Annotated in this window: 24 protein-coding genes and 1 other annotated feature; of the genes, 23 read left to right on the forward strand and 1 reads right to left on the reverse strand. The window is 46.7% G+C overall.

Annotation, left to right across the window (positions count from 1 at the left end):
• Window positions 1–41 precede the first annotated feature (41 nt).
• The 15 genes from ABIC22_RS18185 (at window position 42) to ABIC22_RS18255 (ending at window position 15200) form a co-directional block, all read left to right on the forward strand.
• On the forward strand, window positions 42–809 hold the full coding sequence (locus ABIC22_RS18185) for a cell division protein FtsQ/DivIB (RefSeq protein WP_127537785.1): 768 nt from the start codon (window positions 42–44) through the stop codon (window positions 807–809).
• A gap of 295 nt (window positions 810–1104) precedes the next feature.
• Window positions 1105–2385, forward strand: coding sequence for a cell division protein FtsA (gene ftsA / locus ABIC22_RS18190; protein WP_127537786.1), 1281 nt, complete (start codon window positions 1105–1107; stop codon window positions 2383–2385).
• A gap of 148 nt (window positions 2386–2533) precedes the next feature.
• On the forward strand, window positions 2534–3646 hold the full coding sequence (gene ftsZ, locus ABIC22_RS18195) for a cell division protein FtsZ (protein ID WP_095359452.1): 1113 nt from the start codon (window positions 2534–2536) through the stop codon (window positions 3644–3646).
• Between the two features lie 255 nt (window positions 3647–3901).
• Entirely contained in the window at window positions 3902–4882 is a 981-nt protein-coding gene (gene spoIIGA, locus ABIC22_RS18200; RefSeq protein WP_354482875.1) for a sigma-E processing peptidase SpoIIGA, read from the forward strand.
• Between the two features lie 11 nt (window positions 4883–4893).
• A complete protein-coding gene (gene sigE, locus ABIC22_RS18205) occupies window positions 4894–5616 on the forward strand; it encodes an RNA polymerase sporulation sigma factor SigE (RefSeq protein ID WP_095289983.1) in 723 nt (240 codons plus the stop codon).
• A 111-nt stretch (window positions 5617–5727) separates the two neighbouring features.
• Window positions 5728–6510, forward strand: coding sequence for an RNA polymerase sporulation sigma factor SigG (gene sigG, locus ABIC22_RS18210; RefSeq protein WP_095289985.1), 783 nt, complete (start codon window positions 5728–5730; stop codon window positions 6508–6510).
• Window positions 6511–6762: 252 nt separating this feature from the next.
• A complete protein-coding gene (locus ABIC22_RS18215; protein WP_127537787.1) occupies window positions 6763–7155 on the forward strand; it encodes a YlmC/YmxH family sporulation protein in 393 nt (130 codons plus the stop codon).
• A gap of 51 nt (window positions 7156–7206) precedes the next feature.
• Window positions 7207–8106: a peptidoglycan editing factor PgeF gene (gene pgeF, locus ABIC22_RS18220; protein WP_354482880.1), complete on the forward strand. Its 900-nt coding sequence runs from the start codon at window positions 7207–7209 to the stop codon at window positions 8104–8106.
• Window positions 8107–8112: 6 nt separating this feature from the next.
• The gene (locus tag ABIC22_RS18225; RefSeq protein WP_127537789.1) at window positions 8113–8814 is read left to right on the forward strand and encodes a YggS family pyridoxal phosphate-dependent enzyme; all 702 of its coding nucleotides are present in this window, start codon (window positions 8113–8115) and stop codon (window positions 8812–8814) included.
• On the forward strand, window positions 8805–9272 hold the full coding sequence (locus tag ABIC22_RS18230) for a cell division protein SepF (RefSeq protein WP_095289991.1): 468 nt from the start codon (window positions 8805–8807) through the stop codon (window positions 9270–9272). Before ABIC22_RS18225 ends, ABIC22_RS18230 begins: the two co-directional genes overlap by 10 nt.
• Before the next feature lie 7 nt (window positions 9273–9279).
• Window positions 9280–9543: a YggT family protein gene (locus ABIC22_RS18235; protein ID WP_227779725.1), complete on the forward strand. Its 264-nt coding sequence runs from the start codon at window positions 9280–9282 to the stop codon at window positions 9541–9543.
• A gap of 19 nt (window positions 9544–9562) precedes the next feature.
• Window positions 9563–10345 (forward strand): YlmH family RNA-binding protein, encoded by a 783-nt coding sequence (locus tag ABIC22_RS18240; protein ID WP_354482885.1) that lies wholly within the window; start codon window positions 9563–9565, stop codon window positions 10343–10345.
• Between the two features lie 245 nt (window positions 10346–10590).
• On the forward strand, window positions 10591–11100 hold the full coding sequence (locus ABIC22_RS18245) for a DivIVA domain-containing protein (RefSeq protein ID WP_056696170.1): 510 nt from the start codon (window positions 10591–10593) through the stop codon (window positions 11098–11100).
• A 58-nt stretch (window positions 11101–11158) separates the two neighbouring features.
• Window positions 11159–11448 (forward strand) — a binding site (T-box leader).
• A 78-nt stretch (window positions 11449–11526) separates the two neighbouring features.
• Window positions 11527–14625: an isoleucine--tRNA ligase gene (ileS, locus tag ABIC22_RS18250; protein ID WP_354482888.1), complete on the forward strand. Its 3099-nt coding sequence runs from the start codon at window positions 11527–11529 to the stop codon at window positions 14623–14625.
• Between the two features lie 224 nt (window positions 14626–14849).
• Complete coding sequence (locus tag ABIC22_RS18255; protein WP_193723821.1) at window positions 14850–15200, forward strand: DUF5665 domain-containing protein; 351 nt, start codon at window positions 14850–14852, stop codon at window positions 15198–15200.
• A 13-nt stretch (window positions 15201–15213) separates the two neighbouring features.
• Here the strand turns inward: ABIC22_RS18255 and ABIC22_RS18260 are convergent, their stop codons facing one another.
• Window positions 15214–15957, reverse strand: coding sequence for a TraR/DksA C4-type zinc finger protein (locus ABIC22_RS18260; RefSeq protein ID WP_354482891.1), 744 nt, complete (start codon window positions 15955–15957; stop codon window positions 15214–15216).
• Between the two features lie 219 nt (window positions 15958–16176).
• Between ABIC22_RS18260 and lspA the strand changes: the two genes are divergently transcribed.
• The 8 genes from lspA (at window position 16177) to ABIC22_RS18300 (ending at window position 22754) form a co-directional block, all read left to right on the forward strand.
• Entirely contained in the window at window positions 16177–16671 is a 495-nt protein-coding gene (gene lspA, locus ABIC22_RS18265; RefSeq protein WP_127537794.1) for a signal peptidase II, read from the forward strand.
• A 55-nt stretch (window positions 16672–16726) separates the two neighbouring features.
• Window positions 16727–17644: an RluA family pseudouridine synthase gene (locus ABIC22_RS18270; RefSeq protein WP_371859957.1), complete on the forward strand. Its 918-nt coding sequence runs from the start codon at window positions 16727–16729 to the stop codon at window positions 17642–17644.
• 109 nt (window positions 17645–17753) lie between these two features.
• On the forward strand, window positions 17754–19007 hold the full coding sequence (locus ABIC22_RS18275; RefSeq protein WP_110821237.1) for an LL-diaminopimelate aminotransferase: 1254 nt from the start codon (window positions 17754–17756) through the stop codon (window positions 19005–19007).
• A 182-nt stretch (window positions 19008–19189) separates the two neighbouring features.
• Window positions 19190–20104 carry a decaprenyl-phosphate phosphoribosyltransferase gene (locus ABIC22_RS18280; protein WP_483312552.1) on the forward strand — a complete coding sequence of 305 codons (915 nt, stop codon included), beginning with the start codon at window positions 19190–19192 and terminating at the stop codon, window positions 20102–20104.
• 36 nt (window positions 20105–20140) lie between these two features.
• The gene (locus ABIC22_RS18285; RefSeq protein ID WP_354482896.1) at window positions 20141–20773 is read left to right on the forward strand and encodes an HAD family hydrolase; all 633 of its coding nucleotides are present in this window, start codon (window positions 20141–20143) and stop codon (window positions 20771–20773) included.
• Window positions 20770–21090, forward strand: a complete 321-nt coding sequence (locus ABIC22_RS18290) for an EamA family transporter (RefSeq protein WP_095359818.1) — start codon at window positions 20770–20772, stop codon at window positions 21088–21090. Before ABIC22_RS18285 ends, ABIC22_RS18290 begins: the two co-directional genes overlap by 4 nt.
• Entirely contained in the window at window positions 21077–21397 is a 321-nt protein-coding gene (locus ABIC22_RS18295; protein WP_246058217.1) for a DMT family transporter, read from the forward strand. Before ABIC22_RS18290 ends, ABIC22_RS18295 begins: the two co-directional genes overlap by 14 nt.
• A gap of 55 nt (window positions 21398–21452) precedes the next feature.
• Window positions 21453–22754 (forward strand): DUF6080 domain-containing protein, encoded by a 1302-nt coding sequence (locus ABIC22_RS18300; RefSeq protein WP_354482899.1) that lies wholly within the window; start codon window positions 21453–21455, stop codon window positions 22752–22754.
• The last annotated feature ends 23 nt before the right edge of the window (window positions 22755–22777 follow it).

Consider the following 22777-nt stretch of genomic DNA (forward strand, 5'->3'; position numbering starts at 1 on the left):
ATGCTGTGGGAGGGGACCGAAGGCTTTGTGGAGCGCGACCTATGCCTAAAAGTCAAATTCCGGTTCTGAAGAAGAATCGGCCAAAAGGAAACACAAGTCGTAAACTTGTTCTTATTCTGTTACTTCTTTTTATTGTATTGCTTGCCGTGCTGTTCTTCCGCTCTTCCATGAGCCGGATTTCGAGCATTGAGATTACGGGTAATGTATACACGACAACTTCCGAACTGCTGGAGAAAAGTGGTTTGAAGGAAGGCGATCAGTTTTTTGGGACAAGCTCCGCTGAGGTCATTGAGCGTTTGAAGACGTTCAAAGCGGTAGCGAATGTGACAGTGGATAAACAGTTTCCGGGGATCGTTCATATCAAGGTTCAGGAGTATCCGACGGTTGCTTACGAACTGGGTGCGGATGGTACACTCCAGGCGATCCTGGCCAGTGGGACAAGCTTAAATGTTCCGGCCAATATCGGAGTTGCTGTGGAGAAGCCTATTCTGACCCAGTGGAAAGCAGACGATCCGCTCAAAGAACAATTGAGTGAGACGCTTGCCAAAATTCCAAACGAATTGACAACGGATATATCGGAGATTATTCCTAACCCTACGCCTTCGTTCCCGGATCAGATCCGGCTTTATACCAAATCACAGTTTGAAGTGATTACCACGATCTCCAAGCTGCCGGATAAGGTGGAGTACCTGAATCAGGTTATTGAGACGGAGCGGCCAGGGAAAATCACGATGCTTGAGGCAGACACGTACGTGCCTTTTATCGCAGATGACCCTGAAGATGGTGAAGAGCCAGGTGCAACGCCCTGATCCTCTTGCCAATCACGTATGACAGTTAATGAAAAGTCCAAGCAGGGTCGGGGTTTGACCCTGTTTCATCCGTGAAAGTTGTTCTTTCTGAGACGGAGAAAAAATGATACACTTGAACTTATGGCACATAAGTTGTCTCCTTCTTTTTTCTTCAAGGTTTTATGTCTCGCAACCAGATCTTGGCACCCAAAAAAATTGTAGAAAAAAGAGGGAAAGCCTAACGTGTGTTGAATATGTTTTAAGAGTGTTTAAACCCGAACGTATTTTACTATTGGAGTCAGGAGGTGCCACAGACTTGAGCAACAATGACATCATTGTTAGTTTGGACATCGGTACATCCAAAATTCGCGCTATTATTGGGGAAATTAATAATGGAACCTTTAATATTATTGGAGTTGGATCTGCCGACTCGGAGGGAATTCGCAAAGGTGTAATCGTAGATATCGATCAGACGGTGCAGTCGATCCGCAATGCAGTGGATCATGCTGAACGTATGGTAGGTATTCAAATATCCGAAGTATATGTTGGAATCTCAGGTAATCATATCGGACTGATGAGCAGTCACGGCGTCGTGGCGGTGTCTAACGAGGATCGTGAAATCGGAGAAGAAGACATGGAACGGGTGTTGAAAGCAGCCGAGGTGATTGCGGTTCCGCCGGAACGGGAAATTATTGATGTTGTCGCCAAGCAGTACGTTGTAGACGGCTTGGAGGGCATACAGGATCCCCGGGGTATGATTGGAGTTCGACTGGAAGTTGAGGCAACAATCATAACGGGTGCAAAAACCGCGATACATAATCTTTTGCGCTGCGTGGAAAAAGCGGGTCTGAAGGTAAGCGATCTGGTGCTCATGTCACTTGGAGCAGGTCAGCTTGCTTTATCTAAAGACGAAAAAACGATGGGATCTGTTCTTGTTGATATTGGAGCAGGTGCAACAACCATCGCTGTCTTTGAAGAAGACAGTCTTGTTGCAACGTCAACCCTGCCGATCGGTGGAGAATTTGTTACCAACGATATTGCGTATGGATTGCGTACCTTAACTGATCAAGCCGAAAAGGTGAAGCTGAAATATGGCTGCGCATGGCTTGATGATGCTGCGGCTGACGTCATGTTCAAAGTCACGCGAATCGGCAGCAATGTGGACAAGGAATTCTCGCAGGAGGACCTTGCTGCGATTATCGAACCGCGTGTTCAGGAAATATTCCAGATGATTTCCCAAGAAGTGAAGCGCCTCGGTTACACGGAGCTTCCCGGAGGTTATATACTAACGGGAGGGACCGTCTCCATGCCAGGTGTTCTGCAAGTAGCTCAGCATGAGCTTGCTGCATCGGTACGAATTGCCGTTCCGGATTACATCGGTGTTCGCGACCCGGGCTACACAAGCGGCGTCGGTATTTTGCACAGTGTAATTCGCAGTTTGCGCATTCGTCCATCGGTAAGCAGCGGCGGTGGCAGCAACAATAATAATAACAACAAGAAACCGACCAACCGTGTTAAGCCGAGTGCGTCTCCGGAATCGGAGCAAAAACCGGGTTTGTTCGAACGGCTGAAAAATATGTTCAGCGAATTTATATAACAGGTTGAATCTATTTCATACTTCTAGAAGCCGTCTGAATGCGCTGGTATTAATATATACGCCTTCGTTCGTCGATATATGAAATTGATTCGGTTCAATCAAAAATTGGACGGGCCATCCATGCACATTGAGGGGGAGATGGAATAATATGTTGGAATTTGATTTCGAGATGGAGAGCTTGGCTCAAATAAAAGTCATCGGTGTAGGCGGCGGCGGAAGCAATGCAGTCAACCGTATGATCGAAAATGGTGTACAAGGTGTAGAATTTATAACGGTGAACACGGATGCTCAAGCGTTGCATCTGGCGAAATCCGAACATAAATTGCAAATCGGTGATAAACTGACCCGTGGTCTTGGCGCAGGTGCCAACCCGGATGTAGGTAAAAAAGCAGCCGAAGAATCTCGCGATTTGATCATGAACACATTGAAAGGTGCGGACATGGTATTTGTAACTGCCGGTATGGGCGGTGGTACAGGTACAGGTGCAGCTCCAGTCATCGCTGAGATTGCGAAAGAGTGCGGTGCGCTTACCGTAGGTGTGGTTACACGTCCATTTACCTTTGAAGGACGCAAACGTTCCAGCCATGCAGAGCAAGGGATTGAAGCTCTCAAGGAAAAAGTGGATACGCTGATTGTCATTCCGAACGACCGCTTGCTTGAAATCGTAGATAAAAAGACGCCGATGCTTGAGGCGTTCCGTCAAGCAGATAATGTACTGCGTCAAGCGGTACAAGGTATCTCGGATCTGATCGCTGTACCGGGTCTGATCAACCTTGACTTTGCAGACGTAAAAACCATTATGACTGAACGTGGATCTGCTTTGATGGGAATCGGAGAAGCAACAGGTGAAAATCGTGCGGCTGAGGCTGCTCGCAAAGCGATTATGAGCCCATTGCTGGAAACATCCATCGAAGGTGCACGCGGGGTTATCATGAACATCACAGGTGGCATCAACCTGTCACTTTATGAAGTGAATGAAGCAGCCGAGATTGTTACGTCTGCATCCGATCCGGAAGTGAACATGATCTTCGGTGCCATCATTGATGAAAATCTGAAAGAAGAAATCAAGGTTACGGTTATTGCTACTGGTTTTGAAGACAAGCCTGTCTCACCACCACCAGGACGCAAACCGACACCAACGAGTGAGCCTGCTGAAAATCGCTCGCCTAATCTTCGCCCGTTCGGGAACCAGCCGAGCAGTGATCAGCTGGATATTCCGACATTTTTGCGCAATCGTTCACGCAATAACAATAACGACTAAGCAGCACTCATATTTAACTTCAAACCCGGTTCTCCTTATGGAGAAACCGGGTTTTTCTGTTTTTCTATCTACAGCATATCAAACAGAAATGAACAAATTCTGAACAAGGGTCACGAGGAATTACGACAAAAAAAGTTGAGACGACACCCCCATGATTAGACAGACTTTGAACAGAAAGCTCCTTATACTTGTGTGTATGCTCATAGAATATCGGAACAACGCTATACCGATATTTGGTACGAGGCAGGTGAAGAGTTGGTCGTTTATGTTGATCTTATTTTTTTGACAAACCTGTGTATTGACGGTGCACTCATCGGACTCACAGCCTGGATGCGCAAAACGAAGCTGGTTTGGTGGAGATGGCTGCTGTCTTCCATTGTGGGCGCCCTCTATGTCGTCATGATGTTTGTGCCGGAGTTTGATTTTATGTTTACCTTTTTGATCAAGTTTGGTTTGTCACTCGTGATGTTGTTTATCGCTTTTGGTTTTAAGGGCCTCCAGGTGTTTATGAGGAATCTGGGTACCTTCTATGTCATTAACTTCGTCGCTGCCGGAGGCATTTTAGGTATACACTACATGCTTCAGAGTTCGGGCGAGCTGTTTAACGGAATTTGGTATACAGCTTCGGGCGGAATGTCTTTTGATCTGAAGATCGCCTTCTGGTTTACTTTTATCGTATTCTTTGCAGTGCTGTTTTTATTCAAAGCCGTGCAAAGTTCCAAGCGAAAATCAGACCGTATGACAACTTATCTGGGACAAGTGCAGGTTTATATCGATGATGTAACTATTTCTTGTACAGGCCTTGTCGATACAGGTAATCAACTCACGGACCCTCTTTCCCGTCTGCCGGTTATGGTGATGGAGGTTTCACTGTGGCAAGACATGCTGCCAGCTTCCTGGAAAGGCCGGTTGAAGGAAGAAGCACCGGACAACCTCATTATGGAGCTGGACCACGAGGATTTTCGTTGGCAGGGTCGACTAAGACTGGTACCCTACCGTGGGATCAACAAGGGGACGGCATTTATGCTGGCAATCAAGCCTGATCTGGTGAGAGTGACATTGGATCAAATGAGTTACGAGACAACCAAAGTACTAATCGGGCTGGATGGCGGAGTGTTGTCGTCAGAAGGAAAGTACCGCGCGGTCATTCACCCTGAGCTTGTGCAAGACGCTGCCTCTGCGCAGTCTACGGCTCTCTCTGCGGGAGCAACAGAAAAGCCGCTGAATGTGGTATAGGAGGAACGTACATGCTTGTGAAATGGAAACTGGTGGCGCAGCTGCAGTATTACCGTCTGTTATTTCTGCTTGGTTTGAAGAGTGAGGAGATCTATTATATTGGAGGCAGTGAAGCCCTGCCGCCTCCACTGACGCGGGAAGAAGAGGAATTTTTGCTGCAAAAGCTCTCTTCCGGGGATGCTGCAATTCGCGCTATGCTGATTGAACGAAACCTTCGCCTGGTGGTGTACATCGCTCGCAAGTTCGAAAACACAGGCATTAACATTGAGGATCTGGTTTCCATTGGAGCCATCGGGCTCATCAAGGCTGTCAATACGTTTGATCCGGAAAAGAAAATCAAGCTGGCGACCTATGCCTCGCGATGCATTGAAAATGAAATATTGATGTATTTGCGGCGTAACAGCAAAATTAGGACAGAGGTTTCTTTTGATGAACCACTCAACATTGATTGGGATGGAAACGAGCTATTATTATCGGATGTTCTGGGTACCGAGAACGATACAATCTATCGAAATATTGAAGAGCAGGTAGATCGGAAGCTTCTGCACAAGGCCTTGGAAAAATTGACCGAACGTGAGCGGATGATTATGGAGCTTCGCTTTGGCTTGACGGACGGGGAGGAAAAGACACAAAAAGATGTTGCAGATTTGCTTGGAATCTCCCAATCCTACATCTCTCGTCTGGAAAAAAGAATCATTAAAAGACTCCGCAAGGAGTTTAATAAGATGGTCTAATCTTGTGCTTTTAATATAATGGGTATTAATGGCAAGGATGCCAGGGACGAATAAAAAAGCCTGCCCCGGAGATAATGTACATTAATGTTTCTCCTTGGGAGGTAAATCACGATGACCCGAAACAAAGTCGAGATTTGTGGCGTGGACACCGCAAAATTGCCTGTCCTCACCAACACAGAAATGCGGGAATTGTTTCATTCCCTACAGCAGCACCATGATCGCTCAGCAAGAGAGAAATTAGTGAATGGCAACCTGCGGCTTGTACTCAGTGTCATTCAGCGCTTTAACAATCGGGGGGAGTTTGTCGATGATCTGTTCCAGGTTGGTTGTATCGGCCTGATGAAAGCCATTGATAATTTTGATTTATCCCAGAATGTCAAATTTTCAACGTACGCAGTACCGATGATTATCGGTGAGATCCGTCGTTATCTGCGTGACAATAACCCGATCCGGGTATCCCGATCATTACGGGACATCGCATATAAGGCGCTTCAGGTTCGCGACAGTCTGACCAACAAAAATTCTCGTGAACCGACCATATTCGAAATTTCCGAAGCATTGAATGTGCCCAAGGAAGATGTTGTTTTTGCACTGGATGCCATTCAAGATCCGGTATCACTATTCGAACCCATTTATCATGATGGTGGAGATCCAATCTATGTGATGGATCAGATCAGTGATGATAAAAACAAGGATGTGTCGTGGATTGAGGAGATTGCACTGCGCGAGGCCATGCATCGTCTCGGACAGCGGGAGAAAATGATTCTGTCCATGCGGTTTTTTGAAGGCAAAACACAGATGGAAGTTGCCGACGAGATTGGAATTTCCCAAGCTCAGGTATCCCGTCTGGAAAAATCGGCTATACAGCAGATGCAGAAACATGTGAAGACGTAACATCACTTCATTTACAAGGACGATCTAACGGTTGAAATCCGTTGGTCGTCTTTTTCTATTTTTAAAGACATACGATTAGGTCTGGAGAGAACTGCGATCGAATAAGCGGCTTTAAAGAGAACGCCCAGTTTCGAATCAAGCTGTACTAATTTCAGGGATACCCCGAAAAACAGGACATTTTTCGCCTATAAAACATATATTGTATAGAAGCGTTGAACGGTATAAGCGGACTAGGCGGGGGGCGAGCGACAGATGAAAGTAAACGCAAGTGAGTCGGCACAAAGAGGGATGAAGATCTCCGATTTTCAGACAAAGGATGTCATTAACATCACGGATGGCAAGCGTCTGGGGCAGATTAGTGATCTGGAACTGGATCTCAAGCAGGGACGAATCGAGGCCATCGTGGTACCCGGTTACAGCCGGTTCATGGGGTTGTTCGGGGGCGGAACGGATCTGGTTATTCCCTGGAGGAACATTGTTAAGATCGGTTCGGATGTTATTTTGGTTAAACTGGATGAAGTCAGGGAAACGAGCTACGATGAGCGAGATCGCGAAGCGAAGATGTATGATGAACAGCAAAGCAGCCGTATGGAGCGGGTTGAACGCCTGGAACGATTGGACCGAAGCCAGCGTCGAACGATATAATCAAGACAGAACGTGGCTCATTTGGTACACTGGAAGCTGTGAGGTGATAAGATGGAACCCTTTGTTCTGAATAAACCATTTTTTGAACGGACTGAAGATCAAGTGGTGAATGGAAGCCCAGATCCGTTGTTATTATATGTGGAGCCGTGGAGAGAACAGTTCAGCCGAATGACGGCAGGATTTACCACAAGACAGGGAGGGGTGGGCAGTGAACCCTATGCCACTCTAAACTGCGCTTATCATGTTGGCGATGATCCTTCAGACGTTTTGGCAAATCGTCTTCTGGTGGCCGAAAAGCTTGGTTTCTCGGTAAGCGCCTGGACATGTGGTGAACAGGTCCATGGCAAACATGTGGCTGTTATACAAGCTGAGGATCGAGGCAGAGGTCTGATGGATCGACAGTCAGCGCTGCAGGACACGGATGGCTTGGTCACCAATGTACCTGGTGTGCTGCTTACTTCCTTTTATGCGGATTGTGTTCCGCTATATTTCTACGACCCGGTGCACCAAGCCGTGGGGCTTGCTCATGCGGGGTGGAAAGGGACTGTTGCCGGCATTGCCCAGTCAATGGTTGAAACCATGGAACGGGAATATGGTAGCCGGGCACAGGATATCCGGACAGCTATAGGCCCTTCCATTGGGGATTGCTGTTATGAAGTGGATGAGGCAGTTATGCAGCAAGTACGGGTTTGGTTTGAATCTGCTCCGGGTAATGATGAATACAACAACTCTGTGCAGGGCCGAGCATATCATTCGTCTGGAAATGGAAAGACGATGTTAAACTTGAAAGAATGTAATCGACACATTATGATGAAAGCAGGAATATTGCCGGATCATATCGAATGTACAACGTGGTGTACAAGCTGCCACCCGGAACTGTTTTTCTCGTATCGCAAGGAAAATGGAACGACCGGAAGAATGGCGAGCTGGATTGGGCTGGAAGAGAGGTGACCCTCTGTGTCATTGGAGGAGCGAATTCAACAGGTAAATCAGAAGATCGAAGCTGCATGCCAGCGCAGTAGCCGCCAGCGTGAGGACGTAAATGTGATTGCGGTCACGAAGTACGTCTCCCTTGAAACGACAGGCGCTGTGCTGGAAAGTGGCCTTGAGCATATTGGAGAGAACCGCTGGCAGGATGCACAAGCCAAGTGGGAAGCATTTGGTCAGCAAGGAACATGGCATTTTATCGGTCACTTGCAGACCAACAAAGTGAAAGACGTCATAGGCAAATTCCGCTACATACATTCACTGGATCGTTTGTCTCTGGCTAAGGAGCTGGACAAAAAGGCAGCTGCTCTGGGGACACAAGTGGAAACATTTTTGCAGGTGAATATTTCGGGTGAAGAGAGCAAATATGGGCTGCAACCCGAACAGGCGAGTTCATTTCTGCGTGAGATCAGCAGCTTCAGCAACCTGAAGGTCGTCGGTCTGATGACCATGGCTCCCCACGAAGAGGATCCGGAGCTTACGCGTCCCGTATTTCGTGGACTGCGTGAGCTGAGAGATCATTTGAATGGACAAGCCCTGACATCGGAACCATTGACTCAGCTATCGATGGGAATGTCCAATGATTTTGAAGTGGCGATTGAAGAAGGGGCAACATGGGTACGGCTGGGATCAATTCTCGTAGGAAAAGAGGAGGGTTCACGATGGGCGTAATGAATAAATTCATGAATTTCCTTGGTCTTCAAGAAGAGGAAGAGATTGTGGAACGCGAACGTTTGGCTGCACAAGAGGAGGCTGAATCTGAACAACAGGAAGCTGAAACCTCCAGTCTAGATAAACGTAGAAACCAAAGGGGGAATAATGTTGTGAGCATTCATTCCCAGAAAAATGTTAAAGTTGTCCTTTATGAACCGCGTTCCTATGACGAAGCTCAAGAAATTGCAGACCATCTTCGTTCACATCGTACAGTGGTTGTGAACCTGCAGCGGGTGCGCCAAGATCAGGCACTGCGCGTCATTGATTTTTTGAGTGGTACAGTTTACGCACTGGGCGGGGGCATTTCTAAAATTGGCGGCAACATTTTTCTCTGTACGCCGGATACCGTTGAAATTCAAGGAGCAATTACGGAAATACTGGCTGACAGCGAGCAAGATTACAACAGAATGAGGTGAGCCGCTTTTGTATCAACTTCAAGTCGTCGTGTTTTATCTGTTTGAGATTTATTTCTACATGATTATTGGATATGTATTGATGTCGTGGCTTCCGAACGCGCGGGAGAGCGTCATTGGTGAGTGGCTTGCCAAATTGGTGGAACCTTATCTGAGTCCTTTCAGACGTTTCATTCCGCCTTTGTTCGGCATGCTGGACATCTCACCAATCGTTGCGTTAATTACTCTTCAACTGGCGAGATCAGGTTTGCTCTCGATCATCAGCTACTTCTGATAGGGTAGGGTGAACATAGATGAGTGGTGAAATTTACGAACATTTTAGCCATGATGAGCGTGACTTCGTGGATAAAGCCTCGGATTGGGTGGAACGCGCTGGCAAGCTTCATGATATGAAGCTAACGGACTTTCTTGACCCAAGACAGGCCTTTATATTGCAAACGCTTGTCAATCGTCGCAATGACGTCCAGATTCGTCTGGACGGAGGCTACGAGGCAGCTGAACGCAAACGTGCGCTGATTGCACCAGATTATCGGTATCTCGATGATGAAGAAATGGGTATGCAGGTGCTTAGCATCACGTCAGATGATCAGAAAATTACAGAGCTGGAGCACGGGGACTACATGGGAGCCTTGCTCGGGCTTGGACTGAAACGCGGCAAGATCGGAGATATCCAAGTGCTGGATGACGGATGCCACACCGTGGTGGCAGCGGAGACCGGCGCTTTTTTATCGCTTCAACTGAACCAGGTTCATCGGGTTCATGTGTTTACAGAGCTGCTTCCTCTGCATGAGATGAAGTGGTCGGAGAGCAAACTGGAGACGATGGATATCACTGTTGCATCCTTGCGTCTGGACGGAATTTGTGCGGATGTGTACCGACTGAGTCGCAGTAAAGTGCTAGTTCCCATCAAAGCGGGCCGATGCCGGGTAAATTGGAAAGTCGAGGAAGATCCGTCCAAAGCTCTGAAAGCCGGGGACGTGGTCTCCATTCAAGGTTTTGGCCGTTTCAAGGTGCTGGAACAGGATGGGATGACCAAAAAGGGACGTTGTCGTGTAAAAATCGGCAAATTTGCTTAGCGGCATTGCAGGAAAACCCGTTTTCTTGTCGAAATGTTTAAGATAAAGGTGTAAAAAACATTCGCTGTTTCCGATATACATTGAAGTGCAAAGTCGATATAACTGTATTGGAATCAGAACGTCGATTCTGCAAGTGCAAGTCGTTCAAGCTGCTATATGACATCTTGCATACGACCCTTTGGGTAATACCCATGTGCTGCAAACCTTCTCGGAACGGGAAGGAACTTTAACAGGAGGTGGACAGCATGCCATTAACGCCGCTGGACATACATAACAAGGAATTTTCCCGACGCTTGCGCGGGTATGACGAGGATGAAGTCAATGAATTCCTGGATCAAGTCATCAAAGATTACGAAGGCGTCATTCGCGAGAACAAAGAGCTGAGCAATCAGTTGCTGTCCGTTCAGGAGAAACTGGATCATTTTGCCACAATTGAAGAGACGCTCAGCAAAACGATTATCATAGCGCAGGAAGCAGCCGACGATGTGAAGAACAATGCGAAGAAGGAAGCACAGCTCATTGTGAAGGAAGCAGAGAAAAATGCTGACCGGATCGTGAACGAGTCCTTGGCGAAATCCCGCAAGATTGCTTTGGAAGTGGAAGAACTGAAAAAGCAGGCTTCGATCTACCGGGCCCGTTTCCGTACGCTTGTTGAAGCACAGCTCGAACTGTTGTCCCAGGATGGATGGGAAGCACTGGAGAGTCGCGAACAGGAAGTCCGTGATCGTGAACGGGAAATGAAGGAAATTTATTAGTCTGCCTGCCCGGTTGACTTTTGACTCTAAAGAGGCTATAACTATATTCATAATGAATAATGATTCCATGACGGGTTCAAGTACGTTATGATCTCATCCCTCAGAGAGTTGGCGTTTGGTGCAAGCCAATGGATGGGTTATAGCCGAATATCTCCCCGGAGAAGTGACGCTGAAGCGGTGATGAATGGCCGTGCGTAAGCGAAACCGTAAGCCGAACGTTATATCGGCACCCTGCTGTAGTGAAGCGGGGCACAAGTGCTGTTAATGACAAAGCATACCCATGTGATTGGATATGGTTTGTGATGAACAGAATTAGGGTGGTAACGCGAGCACAACCTCGTCCCTTTCCAGGGATGGGGTTTTTTTTGTGTCCAAAAATGTGAATTGTGGACGGTCCACAATCCAATTATTGAAAGGAAGATCATGATGCAAAGAGTGGATGTCAAAGAAAAAGCACGCGCTAGAGAACTACGCATGCTAAACAAGTGGAGAACGGAAAATACGTTTAAGAAATCAATCGAGAACCGTGAAGGTAAACCGAATTTCGTGTTTTATGAAGGACCGCCGACGGCAAACGGCAAGCCGCATATCGGTCACGTGCTTGGACGCGTTATTAAGGACTTTGTAGGACGTTACAATACGATGAAAGGTTACCGTGTGGTTCGTAAAGCTGGCTGGGATACACATGGATTGCCTGTTGAGCTTGGTGTACAGAAGAAGCTCGGCATTTCCCATAAGTGGGAGATCGAAGATTACGGCGTGGAAAAATTCATCAATGAATGTAAAGCGAGCGTATTTGAATATGAACAGCAATGGCGTGATCTGACAGAAGGTATTGCTTACTGGACGGATATGGATAACCCGTACATCACGCTGGACAACAATTACATTGAGAGTGTATGGAATATCCTTGCTACGATTCATGAAAAAGGACTTCTCTACCGCGGACATCGTGTGAGTCCGTACTGTCCATCTTGTCAGACTACCCTGAGTTCCCATGAAGTGGCCCAAGGGTACAAGGATGTCAAAGACCTAAGTGCCACAGCCAAATTTAAGCTGGATGACAGCGGCGAATTTGTGCTTGCCTGGACGACTACGCCTTGGACACTGCCTTCACACGTTGCACTCGCGGTTAATCCGGACATGGATTACTCCCGTGTACGCCAGGGCGAAGAAGTGTACATCATGGCAACCAATCTCGTGGAAAAAGTCATGAAGGACTCGAAAGGCGAGTATGAAGTCATCGGTACACTGAAAGGCTCTGATTTAGTTGGTAAAACGTATGATCCTCCATTCAACTACGTGCAGGCTGAAAAAACAAATGTCATTCTGGGTGCGAGCTTTGTAACGGATGCAAGTGGTACAGGGATTGTACACATGGCACCAGCACATGGTGAGGACGATTACCGGGTATGCCGCGAGAATGGCATCAGTTTTGTCAACATGGTGGACCTTGAAGGTAAATTTGTGGCACAGGTTACGGATTTCGCGGGACGCTTCGTAAAGGATTGCGATATTGATATCGTGAGAAGTCTGTCCGAGAAAGGCCGACTGTTCAGCAAAGAGAAATATGAGCACAGCTACCCATTCTGCTGGCGTTGTGATACACCGCTTCTCTACTATGCAATGGACAGCTGGTTTATCCAAACCACAGCGATCAAGGATCAACTGATTGCAAACAACAGTGAAGTGGAATGGTACCCAGGCCACGTTCGTGAAGGACGTTTCGGAAAATTCCTGGAGGATCTGGTGGATTGGAACATCAGCCGTGATCGCTACTGGGGAACACCGCTGAACATCTGGGTATGTGAAGAGACTGGCGAACAGTTCGCTCCGCACAGCATCGCTGAGCTGCGTGCACGTGCCGTTGGAGATGTACCAGAGAACCTGGAACTGCACAAACCATACGTAGACGAAGTCAAAGTACTCAGCTCCTGTGGTAAATATGAAATGAAACGTACTCCGGAAGTGATTGATGTCTGGTTTGACAGTGGATCCATGCCATTTGCTCAGCAGCACTATCCGTTTGAAAATAAAGAAACGTTTGAACAGCAATATCCGGCAGATATGATCTGCGAAGGAATTGACCAAACACGTGGCTGGTTCTACAGCTTGCTGGCTGTATCTACTCTGTTGACAGGCAAAGCACCTTACAAGGCGGTTATGGCAACAGGCCACGTATTGGATGAGAACGGACAGAAGATGTCCAAATCCAAAGGCAATGTTATTGATCCATGGGAAGTCATTGAAGAATATGGTACAGATGCGTTCCGTTGGGCTCTGTTGTCTGACAGTGCACCGTGGAACAGCAAACGTTTCTCCAAAGGTATTGTGGGTGAAGCGAAATCCAAAATGGTGGATACATTGGTTAACACGCATGCATTCCTGACGTTGTATGCGACCATTGATGGTTTTGATCCACAGGAACATCCGTTTAAGCCTTCAGCGCACAAGCTGGATCGCTGGATCCTGTCAAGACTGAACAGTCTGATCATCGTTGTGGAAAAGGCACTGTCCGTCAATGACTATCTAAATTCATCCAAAGCGATTGAAGCCTTCGTCGATGAGCTGAGCAACTGGTACATCCGTCGTTCCCGTGACCGTTTCTGGGGAAGTGGATTGACCGAAGATAAACTGGATGCTTATCGCACACTTACAGAGGTGCTTGTAACTACAGCCAAGCTGGTTGCGCCATTTACACCGATGCTTGCGGAAGATATCTATCTGAACTTGACTACAGGTGAAAGTGTCCATATGGAAGATTACCCTGCAGCAAATGAAGCGTTGATCGATCTGGATCTGGAACAGGATATGGAGACAGCTCGCCGAGTGGTCGAACTCGCTCGTAACGTGCGTAACGAAACAGGTATCAAGAATCGCCAGCCGTTATCCGAGTTAATCGTTTCGCTTGATAAAGGATTTGATCTGGCGAGCTATGAAGAAATCATCAAGGATGAGATCAATGTCAAAGGTATCCGTACGGAGCATAACGATGCCGAATTCGTTGATTTCACATTGAAACTCAATCTGAAAGTAGCGGGTAAAAAATACGGCAAGAACGTAGGCTTCCTGCAGAACTTCTTCAAAGGCATGTCAGCAGAGGAGACACGCAAAGTGGTGACAGAGGGTGTGCTGAATGTGGTTTCTCCGGAAGGAGAAGAGCTGCAAGTGACAAGTGAGGAACTGCTGGTAGAGAAACAAGCCAAGTCCGGTTTTGCTTCGGCATCCGGGTACGGGTTGACGGTAGCACTCAACACCGAAATCACAACTGCATTGGAACAGGAAGGCTGGGTACGTGAAGTTGTACGTTCCGTACAAGACACACGTAAAAAATTGGATCTGCCGATTGAGAAGAGAGTACGCCTGACACTGGATGTTGATCCTGAGCTCCAGGCTGCAATCGAGGCATTTGATGAGGTCCTGCGTGAGAATGTACTCGTTACTGAAGTCACATTTGGTACCCATGAAGCTATGGAACGCATTGAAGCTGGCGGTAAGGCAATGGGCGTTTATATCGAGGTGTAACCTCATTCTCTTTGATACAAATGAATCGATGAACTCAAGTTACAAATGGATCCCAAATGAAGTAGAGTATCTCTATTCCATTTAGGAAAGGATATAGAGTATAGCAAACGAGCCTTAGACTCAGGGAACAATCCCTGTATCTTGGCTCGTTTGGTTTTTATGCAAATGGGCAATGATTTCTATTGTGCAGTTACTCTATGATACCAAAGGAACTGAGCGAACACATGAATGAAGACAAGCAGGCATCGTCCGCTTCACCATCCAATCCACCACGCAGCGATAATGACAAAATTGAGGAACTCCATACCCTGACGAACCGACTCGCTAACGAGCTTGAGCGTTCACGTATTGCACAATATACGGAATTGTTAAATCGGCCGTGGAAACTGATTGGGCTCAACCTGTTATCAGGCGCAGCACGAGGTGTAGGGATCGCCATTGGTTTTACTTTTTTTGCGGCCACCATCATTTATGTGTTACAGGTGCTGGGAGCCCTCAATCTGCCAATCGTAGGAGATTATATTGCAGATATCGTCCGTATCGTACAGCGTCAGCTTGAATTGAACACATATTAGAGATGCAGCATGTCTAGTACATGTCATATGGATCAGAATCGTTGTCCATTTCGAGCAAGCCTTCACCCTCACGATTCTCCAAATACTGCCGGTACTGTCTGTTGCGAACGATGGATACGTCATGACCATAAATATCGGTTGCTACGAAGCTCTCATAAGCTTCGACGCAGCCTTCAACCTCATCTGTAGCTTCAATGGCCATCACATCGTAACTGTCAATATCGCGACCTTCAGCCATGGCTGGTGTGTTCGATGTGCCCCAACTTTCAACGATCTGCCATGCATCTTCACCATCGAAGCCGTTCTGATCATCGCGCTCATCGAGACTCGTGCGTCCAAAGGCCGGAGCGAGGAACTCTTCTTCCACTGGGCGGTTATCGGATACTACCGTTTCAGGCTGATGTTTTTTGCAATACTTGGTGTAAGGAACGGCTTGCATACGCTCGTAAGGAATGGGCTGCTGACAAACTGCGCAAGTTCCGTAATGGCCTTCTTCGATGGAATGCAGGGCAGAGTCGATACGCTCCAATTGGAATTCATCATGCTCCAAAAGGGAAATATCTTTCTCCCGGTCATACATTTCGGTAGCTACATCACCGGGATGATTATCGATAGGGGATAATTCACCCGTTTGAAATCTCATGGATCCACTGAGGCCGTAATGGTCATTTTGCTCAAGCCGATGTTCAATACCACGTTTTTCAGCCATCAATTGGGAACGCAAGGATTGGATTTGTTCTGAAGTAAGATGTGCCATCGTTTTCCCCTTTCTGTCCGTCTGGAATCCGAATTTGGTCTCTGGTCTAGGATGTGCCAATGAGCCCTTGATTACAGAAGGGAAATGTTATCGATTTTGCCATTAAGAAAGGGAAAACGCCTGTCGTGGACGACTTCCAAACAGCTGTGCTACAATGAACAAGTCTGGCGTAAAGCCTGGTATGGTTTGGAAAAGACAAGAACGGAGTGACGAACAAACGTGGTGTATTATATCCTCGCTTTTATCGTATTTTTGGTGGATCAGGGAACAAAGTATTTAATTGCGACGCAAATGGAACTACGGGAAGAAATTCCGGTTATAGGCAATTTCTTTGTCATCACTTCACATCGCAACTCAGGCGCAGCTTTTGGTATTTTGCAGGACCAACGCTGGTTCTTTATCGTCGTTACCGTGATCGTGGTGATTGCTTTGGTCTGGTACTTGCAAAAAGTGAAAAACTCCCCGCACAAATTGCTGCCAGTAGCACTTAGTCTGGTGCTTGGTGGAGCCATCGGGAATTTTCTGGATCGCGCTTTGACGGGTGAAGTCGTGGATTTTGTGCAGCTTAATTTTGGCAGTTATACGTTTCCGATTTTCAATATCGCCGATTCAGCCATCTGTATCGGGGTTGCACTGATTATTGTGGAGACGTTTCTTGAGGGGCGGCGCGAGAAGGCAGCCGCGAAGATTGAAGGGAATGAACATCATGAGTAAAATGCACAATGAAGAACAAACTACTGGGGATACGTCTGTACAAGACGATGACCTGATGACCAATGAACGATTGGAATGGACTGTTTCTGCTGAACATAAGAAGGAACGCGTTGACAAATATATTACTGAAGCAATGGATAATGTCTCCCGCTCTCAGGTCCAACTATGGATCGGAGATGGTCTGGTTACCGTAAACGGAGCTGGTGTAAAGTCTAATGCCAAATTGGCTGAGGGTGATCGGATTGAACTTCAGATTCCTGAACCGACGGCTGTAGAGATCATTGCCGAAGATATTCCACTTGAAGTGGTATATGAGGACAGCGATGTCATCGTCATTAACAAACCACGTGGTCTTGTAGTGCATCCGGCACCGGGACATACATCAGGTACACTTGTGAATGCACTCATGTATCACTGTAAAGATCTTTCCGGCATTAACGGAGAGCTGCGTCCTGGAATTGTGCACCGGATCGACAAGGATACGTCAGGCCTGCTGATGGCTGCCAAAAACGATCGTGCTCACGCCTCACTGGCTGCCCAGTTGAAGGATCACAGTGTAAACCGCCGGTATATTGCACTTGTTCATGGTCATTTGAGTCATGATCAGGGAACGATCGATGCCCCTATTGGGCGCGATACGAATGATCGTAAAATGTATACCGTGACCGAACGTAACAGCAAACATGCTGTCACGCATTTTAATGTTACGGAGAGAATTAACGATTATACACTGCTTGAACTGAAACTAGAAACAGGTCGAACGCATCAAATACGTGTGCATATGAAGTTTATTGGTCACCCGCTTGTGGGAGATCCAATCTATGGACGCAATAAAGGTATCAAAATGAACGGACAGGCATTGCATGCCGCGGTTCTTGGTTTTGTTCATCCGGCAACAGGCGAATACATGGAATTCTCAGCTCCGCTTCCACAAGACATGGAAGATGTCCTTGCATCACTGCGCAGCCGCTGACCCCTCGGGAAAGTACAAATGTTCGGATAATTTGTCCATGGCTATACATGGGCAAATGCTTCATATTAGATTGTAGAAATTTGCGTCAAATGAGGAGATGAACATGAGTATGAGTATCGATAAATATCAAGAAACATACATTCAAACCAATTTTGCCGACCGTATTGGCGGCTCCAACTATGGTAAAGACACCAACATTTATAAATTCGAGAAAATCAAACGCGCCAAAGCTTCGGCAAAGAAAGATTTTCCAAATGTTGAACTGATCGACCTTGGCGTAGGCGAACCGGATGAGATGGCTGATGCAGGCATCGTAGCTGCACTCGCGCAAGAAGCTTCCAAACCGGAGAACCGTGGTTATGCTGATAACGGAATCCCTGAATTCAAGGAAGCGGCAGCCGCTTACCTGAAAAATGTATTCAATGTTGAAGGCATTGATCCGGCAACGGAAATTGTGCACTCCATTGGGTCCAAGCCAGCTCTGGCAATGATGCCTTCGTGCTTCATTAATCCAGGTGATGTAACGATCATGACGGTTCCTGGTTATCCGGTTATGGGTACACATACCAAATACCTGGGTGGAGAAGTCTACAACATCCAGCTGACGAAGGAAAACAATTTCCTGCCTGATCTGACAACCATCCCAGAGGATATTGCAAAACGTGCAAAATTGCTGTATTTGAACTATCCAAACAACCCGACAGGTGCTGGCGCTACGGTTGAATTCTTCACTAAAGTGATTGAATGGGCGAAAAAGTACAGCGTAGTTGTTGTTCACGATGCTCCATATGCTGCACTGACGTATGACGGCAATAAACCATTCAGCTTCCTGTCCGTACCTGGAGCGAAGGATGTTGGCGTTGAGCTGCACTCCTTGTCCAAGTCTTACAACATGACAGGATGGAGAATTGGCTTTGTTGCAGGGAATCCGCTCGTGGTCAAAGCTTTCAGTGATGTGAAGGACAACAACGATTCGGGTCAATTCATCGCGATTCAGAAGGCTGCTGCCTACGGTCTGAACCATCCGGAAATTACGGAGAAAATCGCAGAGAAATATTCCCGTCGTCATGACCTGCTGGTTGCTGCACTGAATGAACTGGGCTTCCAGGCGGAGAAACCAAAAGGTTCCTTCTTCCTGTATGTTGAAGCTCCAAAAGGTGTAGTAGGCGGACGTCGTTTCGAGTCCGGGGAAGACTTCTCCCAATTCCTGATTCGTGAAAAATTGATTTCTTCTGTACCTTGGGATGATGCAGGTAACTTTGTTCGTTTCTCCGTTACCTTTGAAGCCAAAGGGGAAGAAGAAGAGAAACGCGTTATCGCTGAAATCAAACGTCGTCTGAGTGACGTACAATTCGAATTCTAATGGAATTCACCAATACAAGTGAATGAAATAAATCGAGAGACCGGAGACGGTCTCTTTTTTTATGTCCGTAATTTTATAATAAATTCCGTTTTATCCCTTTACAAAATTAACCAACAAACTTATGATTAAGTCTTTACGTTATTTTTATATACATAAGTAGGTTTGGAAGGGAGTTATGGAAATTGTTTACTTCAAGAACAAATACGGTGTCCTCACATACAGCAGGAACGGGTAACACCATGACAGGGTTGTTTAAGCTGCTGAGACCGAAACAGTGGACCAAAAATTTACTGTTATTTGCTGCGTTATTGTTTTCCTTTGAGGAAATTCGCACAGAGACCATTTTATCGACATTGCTTGGTTTTATTTTGTTTAGCCTCGTGGCAGGCTGTGTGTATATTTTAAATGATTACGTGGATCGGGACAGGGATCGACAGCATCCGGTGAAGCAGTTCCGGCCGATTGCCTCTGGACAGGTTCAACCTGCCTATGCTCTGCTGTTTGGCATAATCCTGTTGATTCTTTCTGCAGGCATTGCTTTTGTGATGAACCCGCTTTTTGGTGGACTATGCATTGTTTATTTCCTGTTGAACGTATCTTACTCTTTTGTTCTTAAACATCTCGTTATTGTGGACATGATGACCATTGCAGCAGGATTCGTTCTTCGTGCCATAGCGGGAGGTGTTTTGATTCACGTACCTTTTACACCCTGGTTTCTGATCTGCACCATGCTGCTGTCCCTATTTCTGGCGATTGGCAAACGGAGAAATGAGCTTACGTTGCTTGAGGGAAATACCGGTTCGCATCGTAAGGTACTGGATAACTACTCTGTCACACTGCTGGATCAGTTTAATACCATCGTGACGACAGCAACGATTATTAGCTACTCTTTGTTCACATTCACCTCTGACCGTACAATTCACCTGATGTGGACCATTCCGCTGGTAGTCTACGGCATGTTCCGATATCTGTATCTCATTCATATGAAAAACCAGGGGGGCTCACCGGATCGTGTTTTGTTTGAGGACAAGCCCATTTTGGTTACCGTCATTCTGTACGTGGTTAGTGTGGTGGTCATCTTTGCGATTTTTGAATAAGGAACATATCGATTATAAAGTTTGAGGGGGATCAGGGTGAGAAGCAGTAAAATTGCCATTTTTGATATTGATAAAACGATTATACGCCGGGATTCGATGTTTCAGTTTGTACATTACAGCGTTCGCCGTTACCCTGGGCAGGTATGGAGACTTCCGCTTATTGCCTTTCATACCGCGATGTTCAAGGCAGGGCTAATGAGTGTGGAACAAGTCAAGCGTTCGTACTTTAAGAGTATTGAGCGCATGACCGAACAGGATCTGGAGCATTTTTTTGATACCCGATTGCGTACTGCCATTTTTGCAGAGGCCAGTGTGGAAATGCAGCATCGCAAGGAAGCGGGTTATCATGTGTTGCTCGTGACTGCGTCTCCGCATGCTTATATGAAATATTTTAAAAACTTCCCTTGGGTAGACCATGTCATTGGAACCGAACTGGTGCGCCACCAGAATGGGTATACCTGTACGATCGAAGGCGTTAATTGCAAAGGAGAAGAGAAGGTACGTCGGATACAAGCTTACCTGCGTGAAAAAAACATGGTTATTGATTACGAACAATCCTGCTCTTACTCTGATTCGTTGTCCGACCTACCGGTGATGCAGCTTGTGGCACAGCGCTATTTTATTAACAAAAGGGTTCCGGATATGGAGGCATTATCGTGGGGGAAATGAAGGGACGTCATACGGGCAAGGGGTTAATGCTTGTCTCCGCTTTCCTCACGGCCACCGGACAGTTGTTCTGGAAATGGGGGCTGACGGAGTGGATCTATCTGGGCATCGGATTTGTGTGCTATGGACTGGGAGCGATCTTGATGATTAAGGCTTTTGCTCTGGAAAAGTTGTCTGTGGCTTATCCGTTGATGTGTGCAAGCTATGTTTTTGCGCTCATTTACGGTCACTTTCTGCTGGGAGAAGAGCTCACGATACAGAAGTTTGCAGCCGTTGTACTGCTCGGAATCGGGGTGACGTTAACCAGTGTTGATCGATAGCTGGATGGTGGTTGTACTGATTGTAATGACATTATGCGGTGCTATGGGTGGTGCTGGTTTGAAAGCCTATGCCACAAGTCGCAAAAAGCTGCATGTCCTCATGGGCCTCGGTTTTTATGGTATGGGTGCGCTTCTGAACATTGTGCTGCTGAAGTTCCTTCCCTTAACAGTGGTCCTGCCGGCCAATGCGCTGACGTATGTCTGGACACTTTTTATTGCAAAGTTTGCATTCAGGGAGAAGGTAGGCCCGCTTCGCTGGCTGGGTGTGGTTTGTATTATGGGAGGTTTGTGTTTCTTGGTTTGGTAATACGGATAGGAAATGCACAGAGTATTTTGAAAAATGACATATTGGATGTGAATGCATGAAATTTCTGGACTACATATTATATGATCGTAAAACGAATTGGACGGCACTATGCCTGTTCGCGGGATTTGCCCTTTTTTACGCTCTGATGAACGTGCCCTATGTTCTGTACATTGCGGATCAGCCACAGGTTCTTGGAGCATATACCCCGTTTAATACACAACAATTTCCACTGAATTTATTTAATTTTGATCCGTCCATGTACTATGGGGCAAACAGTTCTTCGGTTATTCATCCGTTAATATCATTTCTTGTCGTCACGCTTGGTGCAGTATCGCAGTTGCTGGGAGGGAACTGGTTCTTCCTCATTCTGCAATCCCTGATCAATGCAGGATCTGTAGTGCTGGTCTTTATTTTTCTCAACCAAAAGGATAGACAGATCGGGGCACCACTGCTCTTCGCGATGCTATTCGGATTTAGTTCATATTTGATGTTTACGGCACTTATTCCGGATTCCTATCCGTACGTGCAGTTTTTTATCCTATGGTCTGTTCTTTATATGCAATACACACGTGAACGGAATGACGTTCGCTATGTGCCAAATGCCCTGATTGCAACGATTAATTTTGGACTGACCTCAACGAACGTTGTTCCTTTGGCTGCTGCTATGTTTTTCAATTGGCGTACCTGGCGCAAGGCTTCCTCATGGAAAAAGTATATTGGAATCATGGCACTAGCGGTCGCCTTCATTATCGTATTGACAGGTATTCAGTATATCGCATTCGGAGGAAGAAGCTGGGTTAGCAATTGGCTGCTCGGAATTCAGAATGGAGGCACCAGCTATGCTACGCCTTTCCAGTTTGCCGCTCATTGGAAGGCACTGACTCTGCTGACGATTAATCCGATGCTCTCTCCCAAAGTTCATTTGCTGGATCCGGGGCTGGTCGCTTTTGTAACAGATCTGTCCCGCTCCAACCCGATTCATGTTCAGCTTGTCGGTATCTTTATCTTGCTCCTGGCGCTGATCGGGTTCATCATGAGAATTCGTGAACGGGAAGTATGGACCCTTGCACCCTATATTTTGTTTGCACTTCTGCTGCATATCGTAGTTGGCTTCGGGCTGGCTGTGTTCCAATACGATATGTACCTGTATGCTGGTCACTATCTGTTTGCCTTTTTCCTGCTTGGTGGAGGGTGGGTGATTGGTCTTCGTCCGGGGATCGGCAAAAAAATAGTGCTCGGTTTACTCTTCATTAGTGTACTAGTAATGGCAGCGAATAATATCTACCGTCATGTAGAAACACTCACCACGATCAAACAGTCATATGAACAATTGCAGCAGGCTCAGACTGCGAATTGATGTAAATAGTAAAAGAGAGACAA

It is taken from the genome of Paenibacillus sp. PvP094 (genome assembly GCF_040546835.1).
Taxonomy (GTDB): domain Bacteria; phylum Bacillota; class Bacilli; order Paenibacillales; family Paenibacillaceae; genus Paenibacillus; species Paenibacillus illinoisensis.